General features: G+C 63.8%; 11 protein-coding genes and 2 tRNA genes. 6 read left to right on the top strand and 7 right to left on the bottom strand.

The genetic code is table 11. The features are described from left to right. Positions 1-2: 2 nt before the first annotated feature. Together ABE493_RS05160 and ABE493_RS05155 are read right to left on the bottom strand one after the other, a co-directional pair. Positions 3-917 carry a M48 family metallopeptidase gene (locus ABE493_RS05160; protein WP_346497895.1) on the bottom strand — a complete coding sequence of 305 codons (915 nt, stop codon included), beginning with the start codon at positions 915-917 and terminating at the stop codon, positions 3-5. 66 nt (positions 918-983) lie between these two features. Further along, positions 984-2924 (bottom strand): formylglycine-generating enzyme family protein, encoded by a 1941-nt coding sequence (locus ABE493_RS05155; protein ID WP_346497894.1) that lies wholly within the window; start codon positions 2922-2924, stop codon positions 984-986. An 84-nt stretch (positions 2925-3008) separates the two neighbouring features. Here ABE493_RS05155 and rnd point away from each other — a divergent pair, with 84 nt between their 5' ends. Continuing rightward, the gene (rnd, locus tag ABE493_RS05150; RefSeq protein ID WP_346497893.1) at positions 3009-4091 is read left to right on the top strand and encodes a ribonuclease D; all 1083 of its coding nucleotides are present in this window, start codon (positions 3009-3011) and stop codon (positions 4089-4091) included. Between the two features lie 536 nt (positions 4092-4627). Here rnd and ABE493_RS05145 read toward each other — a convergent pair. From ABE493_RS05145 to ABE493_RS05130, 4 genes are all read right to left on the bottom strand, one after another. Then, positions 4628-4703 (bottom strand) — tRNA-Phe (locus ABE493_RS05145). 249 nt (positions 4704-4952) lie between these two features. Further along, positions 4953-5028, bottom strand: a tRNA-Ala gene (locus tag ABE493_RS05140). 199 nt (positions 5029-5227) lie between these two features. After that, positions 5228-6340, bottom strand: coding sequence for a serine hydrolase domain-containing protein (locus tag ABE493_RS05135; RefSeq protein WP_346497892.1), 1113 nt, complete (start codon positions 6338-6340; stop codon positions 5228-5230). A 541-nt stretch (positions 6341-6881) separates the two neighbouring features. Next, positions 6882-8696: a glycoside hydrolase family 9 protein gene (locus ABE493_RS05130; RefSeq protein ID WP_346497891.1), complete on the bottom strand. Its 1815-nt coding sequence runs from the start codon at positions 8694-8696 to the stop codon at positions 6882-6884. 192 nt (positions 8697-8888) lie between these two features. Here ABE493_RS05130 and ABE493_RS05125 point away from each other — a divergent pair, with 192 nt between their 5' ends. The 4 genes from ABE493_RS05125 to ABE493_RS05110 all read left to right on the top strand — a co-directional run bounded on the left by ABE493_RS05125 (position 8889) and on the right by ABE493_RS05110 (position 15118). After that, entirely contained in the window at positions 8889-10139 is a 1251-nt protein-coding gene (locus ABE493_RS05125) for an ROK family transcriptional regulator (protein WP_346497890.1), read from the top strand. A gap of 60 nt (positions 10140-10199) precedes the next feature. After that, the gene (locus tag ABE493_RS05120) at positions 10200-11147 is read left to right on the top strand and encodes a carbohydrate kinase family protein (protein WP_346497889.1); all 948 of its coding nucleotides are present in this window, start codon (positions 10200-10202) and stop codon (positions 11145-11147) included. Positions 11148-11163: 16 nt separating this feature from the next. Beyond that, positions 11164-12381: an MFS transporter gene (locus ABE493_RS05115; RefSeq protein ID WP_346497888.1), complete on the top strand. Its 1218-nt coding sequence runs from the start codon at positions 11164-11166 to the stop codon at positions 12379-12381. Positions 12382-12448: 67 nt separating this feature from the next. Beyond that, positions 12449-15118, top strand: a complete 2670-nt coding sequence (locus tag ABE493_RS05110; protein ID WP_346497887.1) for a TonB-dependent receptor — start codon at positions 12449-12451, stop codon at positions 15116-15118. Between the two features lie 237 nt (positions 15119-15355). Here ABE493_RS05110 and ABE493_RS05105 read toward each other — a convergent pair whose 3' ends face one another. Beyond that, positions 15356-16759: a beta-N-acetylhexosaminidase gene (locus ABE493_RS05105; RefSeq protein ID WP_346497886.1), complete on the bottom strand. Its 1404-nt coding sequence runs from the start codon at positions 16757-16759 to the stop codon at positions 15356-15358. A gap of 804 nt (positions 16760-17563) precedes the next feature. On the opposite strand from ABE493_RS05105, the gene ABE493_RS05100 reads away from it, so the two are divergent. Beyond that, a complete protein-coding gene (locus ABE493_RS05100; protein WP_346497885.1) occupies positions 17564-18040 on the top strand; it encodes an LEA type 2 family protein in 477 nt (158 codons plus the stop codon). Positions 18041-18064 lie beyond the last annotated feature (24 nt).

Below are 18064 nucleotides of genomic sequence, written 5' to 3'. Positions count from 1 at the left end.
TGCTAGCGAGCCGCCGCCCCTGCCGTGCAATAGCGCTGCCGGTACTCCATTGCCTTGGGCATCAGCGCCTGCAGGTTCTGGATGCGGGTACCGGGATTGGGATGGGTGGAGGAGAACTCCGGCGGTGCCTGGCCACCACTGGCCTGGCTCATGCGCTGCCACAGCGGCACCGCTTCTTCCGGGTTGAAACAGGCTGCTGCGGCGAGCATCAGCCCCACTTCATCGGCCTGGGTTTCATGCGAACGCGCATACGGCAGCAGATAGCCATAACCCATGGCCGACATCATCATCTGTTGCTGCTGCACGTCCATGCCACTGGCAGCGCCGGCCATCTGCCCGATCTGGGTCAGCTTCTGCTGGGCCATGCGCTGGGCGCCGTGGCGAAGCAGCGCGTGGGCGATTTCGTGACCCATCACCACCGCCAGCGCATCGGCGTTCTGCGCGACCGGAATCAAGCCGGTATAGACCGCCATCTTGCCGCCCGGCAGGCAGAAGGCATTGGCTTCATCGGACTGCAGGACGTTCACGTCCCACTCGAAATCCTTGGCGAAATGCTGTGGCTGCAGGCCATGCTCCTGCGCCAACGAGGTCTCCACCACATCCACCTTGGCAATCAGGCGGCTGGCGATCTCACGTACCTGGCGGGCGATCTGCGAATTCGGGTCGACCGGACGCTCCTGCGCCAGGATCTCCTGGTAGGCCTGCAGGCCCATCGCCTTCTCTTCACTGGCATTGAGCGAGCTGTCGATCAGCACTTTCTCGCCGGTATACGGGTCCACCGAACGATTGCCGAAGTAATAGCAACCGCCGTACACCGCGAAGCCCAGCAGGATCACCCAACGGATATTGCCGAACAGGCCGCCACCACGCCGCCGTTGGCCGCCGTTGCCTTGGTTACCGAAAGGATCTTGTCGCATGGTTGGATTCCGTCTGGGCCGGGCTGGCCGTGGCCGATGGTAACGCTAGCGTACGCCGCGGCAAGGTCAAATTCCGCGCACCAGGCGGAAACCGATGCGCGCGGAGGTGACGTCCGAGTCCTGTGACTGCCGCCATGCCGCGCGGGTCTGCTCCGGCGCATTGGCCCAGTTGCCGCCGCGGATCACCCGCTGCCGGCAGCCCGGGTTGTACCAGGCCGCACCATCGGCCGGCGCACGCCGGTAGCTGGCGTGCCAGCAGTCGGCTACCCACTCGCTGACATTGCCGCTGACATCGTGCAGCCCCCAGGCATTGGCGCGGAACATCGCCACCGGCGCCGTCCCCCAGAAACCGTCACCGTAGCCGATGAAAGCATTGTTCCAATGGCGGCCGCTGGGTGACACATCCAGGCTGCCGGTGAAGTTGCCACTGTTCTCCGGCGGCGTCATCGAGCGCCCCCACGGATAGCGTCCCTGGCTGCCCGCACGCAGCGCATATTCAAACTCCGACTCACTGGGCAACCGGTAATAGCGCCCGGTCTGCTCGGACAACCAGGTAGCGTATGCCTCGGCATCACGCACGCTGACATGCATCACCGGGCTGTTGGGCGCGGCCTTGGCGCCGTTGTAATCGGACTGCCAATCCACCCCGCTGCGGCGGATGAAATTGCCGCTGCGCTCGTCATAGACAATGGAATGGCCGCGCCGGGTAGCGCGCGGGCGCGCCTTGGCCGCTTCGACGAAGCGACGGAAGTCGGCCACGGTCACTTCGGTGATCGACATCGCAAAACCGCGCTCGAAGCGCACCTGATGCTGCGGCCGCTCGGCGTCGCTGCTGCCGATCTCGCCCTCGGTCGCGCCCATCTGGAAGCTGCCATACGGCACCACCACCATCTGGGGCCCGCGGCTGCCATCGGCCAGCGCATCGCTGAACACCTGGCCCGGACGGAAGCTGCCGTAATGGGTGACCAGCGCGATGCGTTCACGCAGCAGGGCCACGGTGCGGTCACCGGGCAACGCAATGCGTTCGGCCTGGGACAGCTTCAGCTGGGCGTCCTTCAGCCCCTTCGAGGACACCAGATCGCGCAGACCGCCTTCACGCAGGGCATCCAGCTGGGCGATGCGGATGTTCTCGATGCGCGCCCGCGCGTCCTTCAGGGTCACCGCCTCGCCACGGATGGTGGTGGCCTTGTCCAGCCAGCGCGCGGCAGCATCGAAATCCGAGTCCACCGCGGCGGAGTACTCGGCGCGGCGGATCAAACCACTTTCCACTGCCGCCAGACCCTGTCTCGCCCGGCTGTTGAGCGGGTCGGTAGCCAGCACTTCGCGGAATGCCGCCTGCGCCCCGCCGCCGTCCTCGCCAAACTGGTGCTGGCGCAGGGCCTGCTCGCCAGCCCGATTCAACGCCAGCAGCCGCCGCGCCACCGCGATGCGCTGCTGCAAGGCCTGCTCGGCCTTGCCTTCCGGCGCCAGGGCCACCGCCACGCCGGCGATTTCGGCCGCCTGGGCCAGCGCCTGGCGCTGGTTTTCGGGTTGGGCCATCAAGGCCGTGGCCTGCGCACGCAGGCGCTGCCGGGCCTTGTCCAGCCCGCGCTGCGCGGCCTGGTCCTGCGGCTGCAGGGCCAGGATCGCCAGGTACAGCGGAATCGCATCCTCGGCATCGCGGTACAGCCTGTCCTCGGCCAAGGCCTTGTCAGCGGCCTTGCGCGCCTCGGCCAGCTCGTCGGGTTGCAGGCTCACTTCCGGCGCATTCCAGACCGGCAGGGCGATGCTTTCCACCTGCGGCGCAGGATCGGGCGTTGCGGCCTTCGCCTTGGCAGCGGCCGCCGCTTCGGCCTTGGCTTCAGCACGGGCCTCGGCGCGCGCTTCCAGCCGCTGAACCAGCGTTGGATTCTTTGCAGGCTCCGCATTTGGCGCGGCCGAAGGCGCACTGCCGCTACACCCGGCCAGCACCCCAAACAGCGCCGCCAGACCCAACAATTGGCCGGTTTTACCCAAAAACGCCTCCATGACCTTGCACACTTCTCCGGGAGCGGCCCGACGTTAGGCTATTCTCGCCTGCCTGAGCAAACCCTGCAGTTGACGGAACCCTACGTGGCTTACTGGATCAAACACCCGGCGGAGTTGGAAGAACGCTACCGCCAGCGCCCGACCCGCATCGGGCTGGACACCGAATTCATCCGCGAACGCACCTATTGGCCGCAGCTGGCCCTGGTGCAGATGGCGGTCGGCGACGAAATCCTGCTGATCGACCCGCTGATACCCGGCATGTGCGAAGCACTGAAACCCTGGCTGACCGACACCTCGATCACCAAGATCATGCACAGCGCCAGCGAAGATCTGGTGGCCTTCAAGTGCGCCTGCGACGCCCTGCCGCGGCCGCTGTTCGACACCCAGATCGGTGCCGCGCTGGCCGGCATCGGCGGCGGCATGGGCTACCAGAAGCTGGTGGCCGAGATCACCGGCGTCACCCTGCCCAAGGGCGAGACCCGTTCCGACTGGCTCAAGCGCCCGCTCAGCGAGGCACAGCTGGAATACGCCGCCGACGACGTGGAATACCTGTTCGCCCTGCACGACACCATCAGTGCCAAGCTGCAGGCGGCAAACCGCCTGCAATGGCTGCAGGACGACGGCGAGCGCCTGCTGGCCAGCGTTGAAGGCGACGAAGGCGAGCTTTGGCCGCACCTGTCGATGCGCTCCTCGCAGGTACTGGAGCGCGACGCACAGCTGCGCCTGCTGCGCCTGCTGCGTTGGCGTGACCAACAGGCACGCAGCAGCGACAAGCCGCGCAGCTGGATTCTGGACAACGAGCTGGCCAACCTGCTGGCACGCAACCCGCCCGCGGACTACGACAGCATGCTCAAGCTGTTCGGCCGCTTCCCCAAGGCCCCGCGCAAGCTTGCGCAGTCGCTGTGGGAAGCACTGAACACCCCGCTTGCCGACGAAGCGGATGCACCAATGGCGCTGCAGGCCACCGATGGCAACAAGAACACCATCAAGCGCCTGCAGGACGCAGTGAGCAAGCGCAGCGCCGAGCTGGAACTGCCCGAGGGCCTGCTGGCCTCGCGCAAGCACCTGGAGGCCCTGCTGGAAAGCGGCAACTGGCCAACCGCACTGGCCGGCTGGCGTCAGGAACAGCTGGAACCGGTGCTGCGGCCACTGCTGCCCAACACCTGAGCAACAGCGGGCTCCGACCAGTTCGGGGCCCGCATCAAATGTAGTGCCGAGCCATGCTCGGCAAAAAACCACCAAAGAACGCACCGACCTGGTTTTGTAGGAGCGGCGTAAGCTGCGAAACAAACGATCCATGAGATCGCAAGCTCGCAAAGCAACCTAGCCAATCCCAGCTCCGCGGCCAACGCCGCACCTGAACCGCAAACACAAAGCACCAATCAACAGCCCTCACCGGCCTGCGGTAAAAACTGCTGCCGCCGGTGTTACGACGACTGCCGTTCGCAATGTAGTGCCGAGCCATGCTCGGCAAAAAAACACCAAAGAACGCACCGATCCGGCTTTGTGGGAGCGGCGTGAGCCGCGAAACAAAAGATCCATAAGATCGCAAGCTCGCAAAGCAACCTCACCAATCCCAGCTTCGCGGCTTACGCCGCTCCCACAACCGCAAACCCAAAGCACCACCACAATCGCAGCCGGTGCAGATCCGGTGCAAACAGACAACAAAAAAGGGCTCGCATTTCTGCGAACCCTTGAAATTTTGGTGGCCGAGGACGGAATCGAACCGCCGACACGGGGATTTTCAATCCCCTGCTCTACCAACTGAGCTACTCGGCCACTTTGTTTTGTTTTCGTCGGCGTTGATGCCGTCGAGGAGGCGTATATTACGGAGCTATTTCGATTTCGGCAAGCCAATTTCACAAAAATTTTCACATCCACTGAAAATTCCTTGAAATGCCTTGTGCGGCCGAGGTTGCGCGCCAGAGAGCGGCAGCAACACCTGGCGAAAATTTGATCAAACCACCCGCAACCAGCGCACAAACGCAAAGAGCCGCATCATCCGACGCGGCTCTTTGTTTGAAGACTTGGTGGAGCGGAGGAGGATCGAACTCCCGACCTTCGCATTGCGAACGCGACGCTCTCCCAGCTGAGCTACCGCCCCACGGTGAACCGAGCATAGCGCGACATCAGCACCTTCGCCACTGGATCGCCAGCGCCCTTTCCGGCTGGCTTCCGTTATCCAGCCGAGACGGCGTCGGTCGCGAATTGCCACGCGCCGTCGCACCTTCATCAACAGCACCGCATATGCCACTGGGCTGCGCGCGAGCTACTCGGACCACACGCCCCCAGGTACAAGCGACCTACTTTGCTGGTGTCGCGGCCGCAGCGGCTGGCGCCAACTCCGGGAACACCGCACCCATCGCGCCCATCGTTGCCTTGTCCGCACCCATGTCTTCGGCTGCATTGGCTATAGCGATCAGGCCGTTGCCGGTTTCCGGGAACAAGGCCACCCAGGCAAGCCAATTGCCATCAGAGCCGCCATGGGTCAGCGCCGGCCCTTTACGCCCGGCGATCGATGGCTGCACACCCCAGTCCATCGCCGAGGGACTTCCACTCTGCGGGGTCTGCATCAAGCGATAGGACGCCTCACTCAACAGCTTACCTTTGCCGCGACTGCCCTCCATCTGGTCGATGACGAACTTGGCCATATCCTGCAAGCGCATATGCATGTTGCCGGCCGGCGTATACATGGCCGGCACGCCATCGTCCGACTTACGCGGCGCCGTGGTGACCGGCTTGCCGGCGCGATGTCCTTGCGGCTGACCGGAGGGCGTAGGGCCGAAACCTGCACCGTCCATCCCCAAGGGTTCGAATACCTCGCGCTGCATCAGATTTTCAAACGAGATACCGGTAGCGCGCTCGGCAATAACCGCTGCGATCAGGAAGCCGCTGTTGCTGTAAGCAAACTCAGTGCCCGGAACATTGACTGGCGCTTCCTGCAACGCAGCGCGGATGTAGGCTTCACGCTGTACCGGCAGCGCCCGGGTATCGGTGAAGTACGCATCCAGGGCGGCAACATCAGCCAGGTTCTCCGGCAGCCCAGCGCGATGCGACAACAACTGCACCAAGGTCACGTTGCGATAAGCGGGGTCGATTTTCAACAGGTCAGGAAGCACGCGCGACAGCGGCGCGTTCCAGTCCAGCACGCCCTGCTCCACCAAGCGCGCAATCAGCGCACTGGTCATGGGTTTACCCGTGGAGCCCATCAGCCATACGTCGTCCAACTGCACCGCGACGGCGCCGTCGTTGCGCCGCACACCGCGCGCAGATTGCTGCTTTATCTGGCCGTCACGGATGACCAGCATTGCCATTGCGGGCGTCTGCGTCCCTTCCATCGCCGCAGCGAGGATGGGATCCAACTTACTTTCAGCCAGCGCACTGGCGCTCAGCGGAAGCCCAAGCGCAAACAGCATTGCAAACACGAAGCGCCGCGGATGAGTCGAACGCCGAGGGGAGCCAATCGCGCTGCGTCGCATGAAGGAAGTCATAGCTGATCCTGGACATGAGGAGGTGATCAAAACGAGGTCCTCGTCCAGCCATTCGCAACGCGGAAGATCGCGAGGAAAATGCTTCAGGACAACGGACGCCTCATAGTGAACAGGCCACCATTTCAGCTGACAGTGCCATTCGGCACAGCGCCTCCTGGGGCGACTGGCAACACGCTCCAGATGATGCAATCGCGCTTTTCTGCTCATGACAATTCATCGGTAAACCTGCCTTGCCATTACCGAATCGCAACGCTCGCATACTCAATGACTGCTGACATTGAGATCCGTAGGAGGACAGCCACTGGCGAGCGGCTGCCGCGTCACGCAATCACCCTGCCCAGCCAAAAAAAAGCGACGACCCGATGGAGGAATCGGGCCGCCGCCCTCGCGATCATGCATCAGCTGCACCGTTTCACCTAGCGCGGCAATGCCGTTGAAAGACATCCCCGCACTGACAGCAACACCCTCAACCCTCACTCATCGTCATAGCCGCAAACAACATCCAGGTGGTGTGCGGAATCCACTGCTCTACCCAGCGCCACTGCTCCGAGTCGGGTCCGGGGGCGAAGCTGATGCCAGCGCCAACATCGCTACCGGGCGCGCCGGTGATGCCGTTAGAGATGCCGCCGACGAACATTTCGCCTGCGCTCTCCAGCACGGTCGGCGGGTTCTTCTGGCCAAAACCGTAGAGCATCGAGATGCCGTAGGGGTTGCGTCCCAGCGTCCAGTCGATCTGATCCTGTGCGTAGCCTGCACGCGCCGCTGACAAGCCGTAGCCCGCCTTGCCTTCGGCCGCCAGCTTGCGGCCGCCTATCACCATCGCGGCGCCCAACGATGCCAGGCGGGCGCTCTCGCCCTGCCACCAATAGCCGGTTTCATTGCGGTGCGGTATGAAGAAGCCTTCCAGCACCTCCCCTGCCGCCTTGCCATCCTGGGCCAACTGGAAGCGCTGCCGGGCGTAGCCATATGGATTGGCAACCGAACCGGTGATCGCCAGTTCGTGCGCAAGTGCCGAGCCGATTGCCGCCAGCGCCCGCTCACGTTCCGCAGGCTGCGTCTCGATATCCACATACGCGGACAGGCTGATCACCGGCAGGCCGGCTTCGGCTGCATGGTAGTAGGGGCGGCTGCCACCATCACTGATGAAGCCACCATCGGCCTGCTGGCGCGCCAACAAGCTGGCGGCGCGTTTGCGCGCATCCTGCAGGTAGCGCGAATGGCCCGTGGCATTGTGCAGTTCCACCAGCGCCATCAACGCAGTGTAGTCATCGATGATGTTTTCCTTGCCGTCGGCGCAGTACTGCGGATTGAACTGCTGCAGGTGTGCATAGGCGCGCTCGGCATCTGCCAGGTATTGCGCGGCACTGAACTCCCCCTGCCGTCCGGATGCCTTGACCAGCATCGATGCCCGCGCCAAGGCGGCGATGGCCATGCCACCGCCGGCGCGGAATGCGGAACGATAGAGCGTGGTGTAGGTTCCGGCCGCGCCCTCATAACCGGTGACCATGCGTTCGACACCTGGCGTGCCCCACTGGTCGAACACCGTCGTATAGAAATAGCCGTCCGCATCGAGAATGCGGTGCAGGTAGTCCGCGCCCCAGAACGCCTCGTCCTCCACCTGCTTCTGCAGCCCGTGTGCGGCAAACAGGCCTGCACGCGCATGTGCCCCGTAGGCCAGCACCCACGCCGCCATCGATGCCTGCTGCGGATTGAAGTGATTGGCATAACCCAGATGGGACAGGTATTTGCCCTTGTCGCCACCGGCGTCCTGCCAACCACCCCAGACATCCACCTTGCGCGAGGTCTGGAAGATGCGCAGGTCGCGGTCGGCGGCATCGGTATGGCGGCTGCGCTGGAAGTAGCCAAGCAGCTGTGCGCCTGTCGTGGCGAACACCGCGTTGTCAGCTACCGTCACCGGCGCCGAGCGCACATGCTGCTGCCCCACCTGCACGTCCAGCTGGTACTGGCCGGCCTGCTCGGCATCGCTGAAATCAATGCGGAAGTACTGTTTGCCAGCGCCCCATTCGGAAAAACCCGGCAGCGGCTGCAGATCACCGCTGCGCAGCGGCTGACCATCGCGCAGCAGCGTATAGGTGCCAGCGCTAGCCGCACCCACAGACTCGACGACCGCCAGCTTGGGCCCGCGCCGCTCCAGTGCCACCTGGTTGATCTGCACCAGCAAGGGCTCGGCCGGCAGGCTCACCGATACGGTGGTCTTGGCGGGCTCCTCGGCCGGGGCGGCGGCTGCCACCGGCAGCAAACTGGACAGGGCCAGGGCCATTGCGGCGCAAAGCTGGACGCTGGTCTTGCGGGAATGCGACAAAGGAGGCATCTGCACGGTTCCGGATAGACTAGGAAACGAAACTTAGCCATCCGGTCATTCCGCGTCAATAAATACTTCACGTGGATGTATGAATAATACAGGCACCTGTTCCACCTCCCCTATCCCCACGTTCAATCGGTTTCAATGCCTATGAATATCGGCCGTGGCGCCACCCAGCAGTCCAGCGCCCCCTATAACCGTCGCCTTGTCCTGGATTTCATCCGCCAGCACGGCGCAGCGTCACGCAAGGACATCCAGGAAAAGGTTTCGCTCAGCCCGCAGACGGTGGCCAACATCACCAATGAGCTGGAGTCCATCGGCCTGATCGTCTCGCGCCGGCAGAAGGACCTGAAAACCCGCGGTCAGCCGCCCATTGCCTTCGAGATCAACCCGGACGCCGGTCAATCCATCGGCATCAGCCTTGAGCCTGGCCGCGCCTCCGGCGCACTGGTCAATCTGGTGGGGCAGATCGATGCCCGTTGCGAAGTGCGCCTGCAGGGCTGCGATCGCGCGCAGTTGCTCGCCGGCCTGCTGGAACTGGTCGCCAGCCTGCGCCGCCAGGCCAGCGCCCGGCTGTGGGGCATAGGCGTGGCCCTGCCCGGCCCGCTCGGCGATACCGAGCTGAGCTTTGTCGGCCCCACCGCGCTGGAAGGCTGGAAGGATTTGTCCATCCTCGACCAATTGCAGGAAGCCACCGGCCTGCCGCTGTTCCACAGCGTGGACAGCGTCGCCGGCGCGCTCGGTGAAACCCTGTACGGCGTGGCCCGGCACCTGGACAACTTCTTCTACCTGCACCTGAGCGTGGGCCTGGGCGGCTCGCTGATTGTCGGCCGCAACACCTACCGCGGCGCCGACGGCAACGCCACCGAGATCGGCCATGTGCCGGTCGTTCCCGGTGGCACGCCCTGCTACTGCGGCAACCAGGGCTGCCTGGAACGTTACCTCTCGCTGCACTCGCTGGCCGAGGCGCTGGGCATGGATGACGGGCAGATACGCACATCGGACCTGCTCAGCCGCCTGGACGACCCCAACGACCAAGCACTGCAGCAATGGTGCCTGCAGGCAGCCCAGCGCCTGCGCGATGCCATCTGCATGATCGAGAACCTGCTCGATCCACAGACCATCGTCATTGGTGGCTCGGCCCCGCAAAAGCTGGTGCAGCGCCTGGTCGAACTTGCCCAGCCGCTGCATCGCTCGGTCCGTGGCCGCCCGCAGCCCGAACTGCCGCGCATCATGATCTCGCTGCGCGAGGAGGATTGTTCGCTGCTTGGCGCGGCGGTCCTGCCCATCCATGAACTGCTGTCGCCGCGTCTGGAAGGGGTCCAGCGGGACGATCAGGGCGAGGCCCAGGCCGCCGAGCTGCTCGGCCACCGCGCGGGAGCTGGCGGCCGCCGAATTTAATTAAACTTCCACTGGATATTTTTATTGACAGGCTCAAATTGGGGTGACTATAGTCGCCCCATGAGCAACGATCAGCCCAAGTTCAGCATCATCGGCGACGTCAGCGTGGACTTGGTCCTGGGCACGCTGAGCCGTTGGCCCGAGATCGGTACCGAGCAGCTGCTGCCCCGCAGTGAGCTGCGCGCCGGTGGCTCAGCGGCGAATTCGGCACTGGCCGCCCGCCATCTCGGGCTGAGCCCACGCCTGATTGGTGCAATCGGCGACGACGACCTCGCCCAGTGGCTGCTGCTGCAGCTGGCCGGCATCGATGTCGAACTGCAGAGCTGCGCCAGCGACACCACCATGTCGGTGGGGCTGTTGCACGCCGATGGCGAGCGCACCTTCTTCACCAGTTGCGGGCATCTGCAGCACCTGACCCCGGCCTTTGTTCTTGCACACCTGCCGCAGGCAGCGGCGGGCAGCATCGCCTTGTTCACCGCGCCCTTCCTGCTGCCCAACCTGCGCGCGCAGTTCTGCGAACTGCTGGTCGAGGCGTCGGCCCGTGGCTATCAGGTTGCGCTGGATACCGGCTGGCCGCCCGAGGGCTGGACCCCGCAGGTACTTGAGGAAGTCGAAGGCTGGCTGGCGCATTGCGACCATCTGCTGCTCAACGAACTTGAAACGATGAGCATCGCCGGCCACCAGCAACTGGAGCCGGCAGTGCAACAGGTAGCCCGCCTGCTCAAGCCCGGCGCCCACCTGATCGTCAAGCTGGGCGCTGCCGGCGCACTGGGCCAGGTCAACGGCCATAGCACCCACTACACCGGTGTGGCGGCCGCCGACATCTTCGACACCGTCGGCGCCGGCGACAGCTTCAACACCGGTTACCTGGCGGCATCCTTGAACCACGCCAACCTGCTCGACGCACTGGCTGCGGGTTGCCGCACCGCTGCAGCAATCCTGCCGCGCTTCCCTCGCAAGAGCATCGCGGCGGGCGAGCTCTCCCATTGCCTGCAGTCGTATCCCTGACCCCGGAGCCACGACCATGACGCACCGGCCGTTGATCATCAGCTACATCCTCCTGATCTGGTTCGCCATCTCCTTCATCACCAATCTGATCGGGCCGCTGATGCCGATCGCCATCCAGGATTTCAAGCTGAGCCTGACCATGGCCGGCTTCATGCCGTTCTCGTTCTTTCTCGCCTACGGTTTGATCTCGATACCCGGCGGCATGCTGATCGAGGTCCGCGGCACCCGTTTCACTCTCTTTACCGCCTTCGCATTGAATTTCATCGGTGCCATGGCCATCGCCGTAATGCCCGGCTATGTCTCGGTCGTTGCTGGCCTGTTCGTCATCGGCCTGGGTATGGCACTGCTGCAGGTGGTGATAAATCCGTTGATGCGCACCGCTGCCGGCGAGCAGCATTTCGCGTTCTATTCGGTGATGGCGCAGCTGGTGTTCGGCCTGGCGTCCTTCCTCAGCCCCTTGGGATTCCGGCTGTACATGCAGCGCCCGGACGTGCAGGGGCAGCCGCTGGCCTGGCTGGCCTTCTATTGGTACTTCGCAGCGGCTTTTGTGCTGCTGGCCCTGCTCAACTACAAATTGCCACTGCCCTCCGTGCAACTCAAAGACGATGAGCGCGCAGGCAGCCGCGCGGTATACCGTAGCCTGCTGCGTCGCCGCGATGTGCGCCTGTTCTTCCTGGCCATCGTTGCCTATGTCGGCACCGAGCAATCCATCGCCAATTGGATGTCGCAGTTCCTGCACAGCTACCACGGCCTGTCGGCCACCGAACAAGGCGCCATCGCCGTCAGCCGCTTCTGGGGCCTGATGTCGCTGGGCTGTCTGACCGGGCTGGGGCTGCTGAAACTGCTGGATTCCAAACTGGTATTGGCCATCTTCTCCACGCTGGCCATTGCCTGCCTTGCACTCGCCCTTTTCGGCCCGGCAGCCATCTCTCTGTTGGCCTTTCCTGCTGCGGGCTTTTTCTTGTCGGTGATGTTCTCGGTGATCTTTTCGCTGGGCCTGAACTCGGTCACCCAACACCACGGTGCGTTCTCGGGAATCCTGTGCAGCGGCATCCTCGGTGGCGCCATCGTGCCGTTGTTGATCGGTGTGGTCGGTGACCACCTGGGCCTGCGCGCAGGCATGTCGCTGGTCTTCATCCCCTTGCTCTACATCCTCAGCGTCAGCGCCTGGGCCAGGCCGCTGGTGCGCAACCAGACTGTGTATTCCGGGAAGAACACCCCCGCCTCGCCCTGATCGGGCAACCGCAACAGCCACCGCGCGGGCCTGCCGGCCCAAGTCGCCGCACAACCAGGAGCCAACAATGAGAAAGCATCCCAGCGCTGTTCGACCGACCGGCATCGCCGCCGCGGTGGCAGCGGTATTGATCAGCTGTGCGGCTGCGCCGGCGCTGGCGCAGTCCACCAACACGGACGAAGAGCAGAAGCCCAGCACCGGTAACGCCCAAACCACGCTGGAAACGGTGCGTGTGTCCGCCACCCGGGTTGAATCCGATCTGCTGAAAACGCCGGTCACCGTCACTGCCGTCACCCAGGAAGCACTGACCCGCGAAGGCATCCGCGACGTGCGTGGTCTGTCCGGCAGCATGCCCAACCTGCAGATTGCCAATGGCCCGGACTCCGGCGTGCAGGTCAGCATCCGCGGCATCGGCGCCAACAACTTCACCGAGATCGGCGACCCTGCCGTTGGCCTGCATGTGGCCGGCCTGTACTCGCCGCGACCGCAGGGCGCGCTGGCGCTGATGTTCGACGTGGACCAGGTGGAAGTACTGCGCGGCCCGCAGGGCACCTTGTTCGGGCGCAACTCCACCGGCGGCAGCATCAACATCATTCCGGCCAAGCCGCGCTTCGATTCCACCTTCGGCAGCACCGAGCTTGAGCTCGGCAGCTACAACCTGCGCCAGCTCAATCTGATCCAGAACTTCGCGGTCAGCGAACGCTTCGCACTGCGTGTTGCAGCCACCAAGGTTGAGCGCGATGGCTGGATCGACCAGCAGCAGGATTTCACCGATGTGAACATCCCCGAGCGCGGCTTCATCGCCGACGGCATCCCTGATGTGGACCAGCGCCGCAACCGCAAGGTCTCGCGCAAGGACTACTACTACAACCGCGACGAGTGGGCAGCGCGCATCGCCGCACGCTTCGCCATCACCGACGATGTCGAATGGCTGCTGTCCTATGAGAAGTTCCAGAACTCCGGTGCCGGCCAGGTCGGGATAAAGGACTGCGACCAGGCTGCCGGCACCCGCTTCGCCTGCGAAGGCGGCAAGTGGGACGTGAAGATCAACGTGCCCGGCCGCACCGACATGTCGATCGACACCGTGCGGTCCAACCTCAACTGGTTCCTCAGCGACAGCAACAGCATCGAGTACAGCGTGGCCTTCGCCAACCAGAAACGCTCCCAGATGTCCGACGATGATGGCGGCTATCACGAGATCCCCTCGCAGGTAACCGCCACTCTGCCGGTACCTGCAGAGGGCGACTGGGGCGTCTGGCCGGTGCGTGACAACACCTCGATTACTTTGGACTCGCAATACAAATCATTCGTCCACGAGCTGCAGTTCAAGCATCAGGGCGAGCGCTTGAACCTGGTTTCCGGTTTGTTCTGGATGCGCGAGAAGAACGCGATCAACTACGCGCAGGAAATGCTGGTCAACGCACCCTACGGTTTTCCGATCAGCCAGTTCTATCACCAGCCCGATCGCCAGATAGATGCCAAGGCGATCTTCTCGCAGGCCGATTGGCACTTCGCGCCAACCTGGACGGCCACGCTGGGCGCGCGCTACAGCCGCGACTCCAAGACTGATCGCGGCGGCCAGGTGTATGGCGGTTGGGATGCCACCTCGGCGGCGTATTACAACGACTTGTACAACCCGGGTACGCCGGGCGAGCCTGGCTTCCGCCCGCACAATGGCCGCGACCTGACCGAGCAGATGGGTCCGTTCGGTGGCATTGATGCCTACAAGCTGTGGGGGCCGCCGGCCGAAAACGCCCACTCCGAGTCATGGAGCAAGGTCACCTGGCGCCTGGGCCTGACCAAGGACCTGTCCGAGGACGAAATCCTGTTCACCTCCTTGTCCACCGGCTACAAGGCCGGCGGCTTCGGTGACAAGGACGATATCTGCGGCGGCAAGGACTGCCTCGATGGCCCGGCAGGCCCGCAGTATTCCTTCTTCCCCTACAGGCCGGAAACCATCACCAACCTGGAGATCGGCTACAAGGGGCTGCTGCTGGACAAGCGCCTGAGCCTGGCGGTTACTGCGTTCTACAGTCGCTACAAGGACATGCAGGTCACCGGCGATTTCTATGCGGCCAAGGTGCACGTCAACGAACCATGCCCGGACTGGGACCCGACCTGCGATGTGATCAAGAAGTGGCAGACGGTGAACGTCGGCACGGTGAACATCCCCGGCCTGGAAGTGGAAGTGGACTACCTGCCCACTCCCAACACGCGTATCGGCGGCTTCTTCTCGTACATCAACAGCAAGATCAAGGACTACCCGACCTTCAGCGATGAGTGGAACTGCGGTGTACGCGAAGAATTCGGCGCCGTGCCCTGCCCTGATCCGTATACCGGCCCGGATCCCACCCTGGCCGGCCGCCAGATCTACGACATCACCGGCAACCACCTGCCGATGACGCCGAAGTTCACCGCCGGCGTCAACGTCTCCCACACCTTCAAGTTCGGCAATGGTTACGAGCTGGTGCCGTGGTTGAACGTGAAGTGGCAGGACAAGATGTACTTCACCCTGCGCAACATCGACAACCCGCACATCTCCGATGGCCAGAAGGCCTATGCCACCGTTGATGCCAGCCTGAGCCTGCAGTCACCCTCGTTCTGGCGCGCCGAGCTGTACGTGCTCAACGCCACCGACAAGATGACCAAGAACTGGGCCGACGATGCCGGCGGCTTCATCCGCGCCTACTGGAACGACCCGCGCACCGTAGGCCTGCGCGTGCGTTTCGATTACTAGTGAGAAGGGCTTCAAGCCGACAAGCACCGTAGCCCTCAGCTAAACCTGTAGTGCCGAGCCATGCTCGGCAGGGCCTTACCTGCGCAGCCTCGGCTCAACCTGTAGTGCCGAGCCATGCTCGGCAGGGGCCTCACCTGCGTACCTCTCCCCAACCCCTCTCCCGCGAAGGGAGAGGGGCTTCAAGCCGAGAAGCACCGTAGCCCGGGTAAGCGCTCCTATAGCCACACCTCGCCCGCATTACTCGGGCTTCGCCCATCCCAGATCCGGCTCGGGGTGGTACTGCACGCCCAGCGCATCCAGCTGCGGACGCAAAGCGCCCATGCGTTGTACGAAACCGGCATAGCTGCGCTGCCCCGCCGGGCTCCAGCCAAGCTCCGCTACGGCAGCCAGGCGCGGCCATAGATGCTCATCCGCCGACGCATCGGTGTGCACGAACTCAGTCCAAAGCGCCGCCTCGATACCAACCGCCGTCTTGAATGGCGCCGGGTCGAAGCTGTAAAGACGCTTCAGCGGCACGCCTTCCGCGCGGCACCAATCAGCACCGGGCTGGCCCGCATAATTGCCATGGTCGATATACAGATAGGAGCAAGGCGACAGGATCAGTGGATGACCCTTGGCAACCGCAGCATCGATGGCGTAGCCGTCATTCCACAGCTGCAGTATCGCGCTGGGCTTCATGTCAGCCACGGAGCCTTCTTCCCATACGATGGGAGTACGCCCCATCTCATCCATCATCGCCGCAGTGCGCGCGACAAAATCGGCGTACAGCGGATCCTTGATCTCATCGCCGCCGATGTGGATCTCCTGGGACGGGAAGATCGCCACCACTTCTTCCAACACATTGCGGACGAAGGGATAAACGATCTCGGGCTTCTCCAGGCAGAACACACTGAAGCCAACCTCCACCCCGGAATATGGGGAAAGGTTCTTTACATCCGAGCAGGCCAGTTCGTTGTAGGAGGCCAGCGCCGCCTGCACGTGCCCCGGCATATCGATCTCCGGCACGATGGTGACGCCGCGCGCTTGCGCATAGGCCACCAGATGTTTGAGTTGATCCTGTGTGTAGTAACCGGCACGTCCGCCTTCCACCGCGCTGCGGCCGCCGATTTCCACCAGCTTCGGGTAGCGCTTGATCTCGATGCGCCAGCCTTGGTCGTCGGTCAGATGCAGGTGCAGGCGGTTCAACTTGAACAGCGCCATGCGGTCGATATGTTTTTCCAGATACTCCACCGGCAGAAAGCTGCGCGCCACATCCAGCGAGACGCCGCGCCAGCGGTAGGCGGGCACATCACGGATGGCCAGCTGCGCCAGCCTGTACTCGGCCTGGCTTTGTGTCGGCAGCAGCTGGCGCAGACTCTGCGCGCCATGCAACAACCCTGCATCGGTGCGCGCACTGAGCCGGATGGCATCGTCGATCACCAGCCGATAGCCTTCCTCGCCCAATGCCGGCTCATCAACCAGCTGCAGGTGGATGGTTACCGATGTTCCGCCTGATCCGTTCAGGCCAAGTCTCGCCAGCAGCTCCGTCAGCGCCTGTGTGGCATGGGGCGTGCCAGCCGCTGCTTCCACCTTGATCGAGGAAAAGCGCAATTCACCCGCTGCCGGCTGCATCGACTGTGGAATCGGCACAATCGACGTCAACGGTGATGCGAGCTCGGTGACGGCAGTGCGCTGCGCGCAACCGCTTGCCGCGGCGGCGGCCACAACACAAACGATCAGGGCGAGAAGTTTGAAGGGCAATCTCATGGTGCCGAGGCGTCCGCAAGGAGTACCTCGGCATGATGCCCAGTTGGCGCTGACGACGCCATGGCCCGCGCAGTGCTGCACGGCATGCATCGCAGCAATCGAGCGGTGACCCGATGGAGGGGATCGGGCCGCCGCCCTGGAGCAATGGGCTACCCAGCAACATCGCTCCGCAATCACATTGCCGATACTGCGGTGAAGCCCGCGTCGAACCGAGGTTGCAATCACGCGACAGTGCGTCTCAGTCCTTCGGCTTGCGGCGACAGTGCTGCAACATCGCGTTCCGCTGCGGTAGCTGGCGGCAAGGTCGTCGGCACCCGCCCAACATTGGCCCGGACACTGCGCCGCTGCTCTCCCACCGACGAGCGCGTCGTCAGCAGTGGACCCGCGCGCTTGCCGCGCAGTGCCGCCAGTTCGAAGATTGAACTGCGGCCAGCGCCCGAACCCCGGCGGAACAGCGCCACAACTGCCAGACCGCCGCCATAGCGCCTGCAAGCGGCGGCCGCGTGAATGAACGCATGGATAAATCCAAAAAATGCCGCGAATGACGGCACCCCCTGCCCCTGCCTGAATCGACGGATCTGCGCGCCGGTTCCCCCATCCCATGGCCATGGCCGCCGATCTGGCATACCTGTACCGAGCAAGCTGCCATACGCCGTAGTATTCTCCGTGGATAAGCTCAGGAACCGAGGACCACGCCCCATGCGCTTTCGCCCCCAGTACGCCTTGATGGCGGTGCTAGCCCTTGTACTCACGGCCTGCGGCAATGGCCCGGTCAAGCGCGTTTCCGAACCGGCCGCCAGCATCCAGCAGTTGAGCGTTGGCAATGACGGCAACTGGGAGGTGGAACTGCGGCTGCGCAACTACAGCTCCATGCCGATGCGCTTTGACAGCGTGTCGTTGGCGGTGAAGGTTGGCGACGAAGCCGCTGGCACGCTCAGCGCGAACCCGGCGCTGTCAATTGGCCCGGAGTCGGCCGACGTCATCAAGGTGCGCCTGCAGCCCTCCTCCTCGGCCCGCATCATCGTGGCCGATGCACTGGCCGGCGGCCGCTCGCTGTTCTACGAGCTGGAAGGCAGCGTCAGCGCCACCCCTGAAGAAAAGAAGCAACGCAGTTTCGACATCAAGTCGCGCAACAGCCTCAACCAGGCCCCCGGCCTGCCCGGCGTGCTGCGCTGATCCCCCACCCGTTTCCGCATCGTT

Source organism: Stenotrophomonas terrae (assembly GCF_039674165.1).
Classification (GTDB): domain Bacteria; phylum Pseudomonadota; class Gammaproteobacteria; order Xanthomonadales; family Xanthomonadaceae; genus Stenotrophomonas; species Stenotrophomonas terrae_A.
The sequence above is the reverse complement of the archived record's forward strand: the minus strand, read 5'-3'. Positions and strand labels throughout refer to the sequence as shown.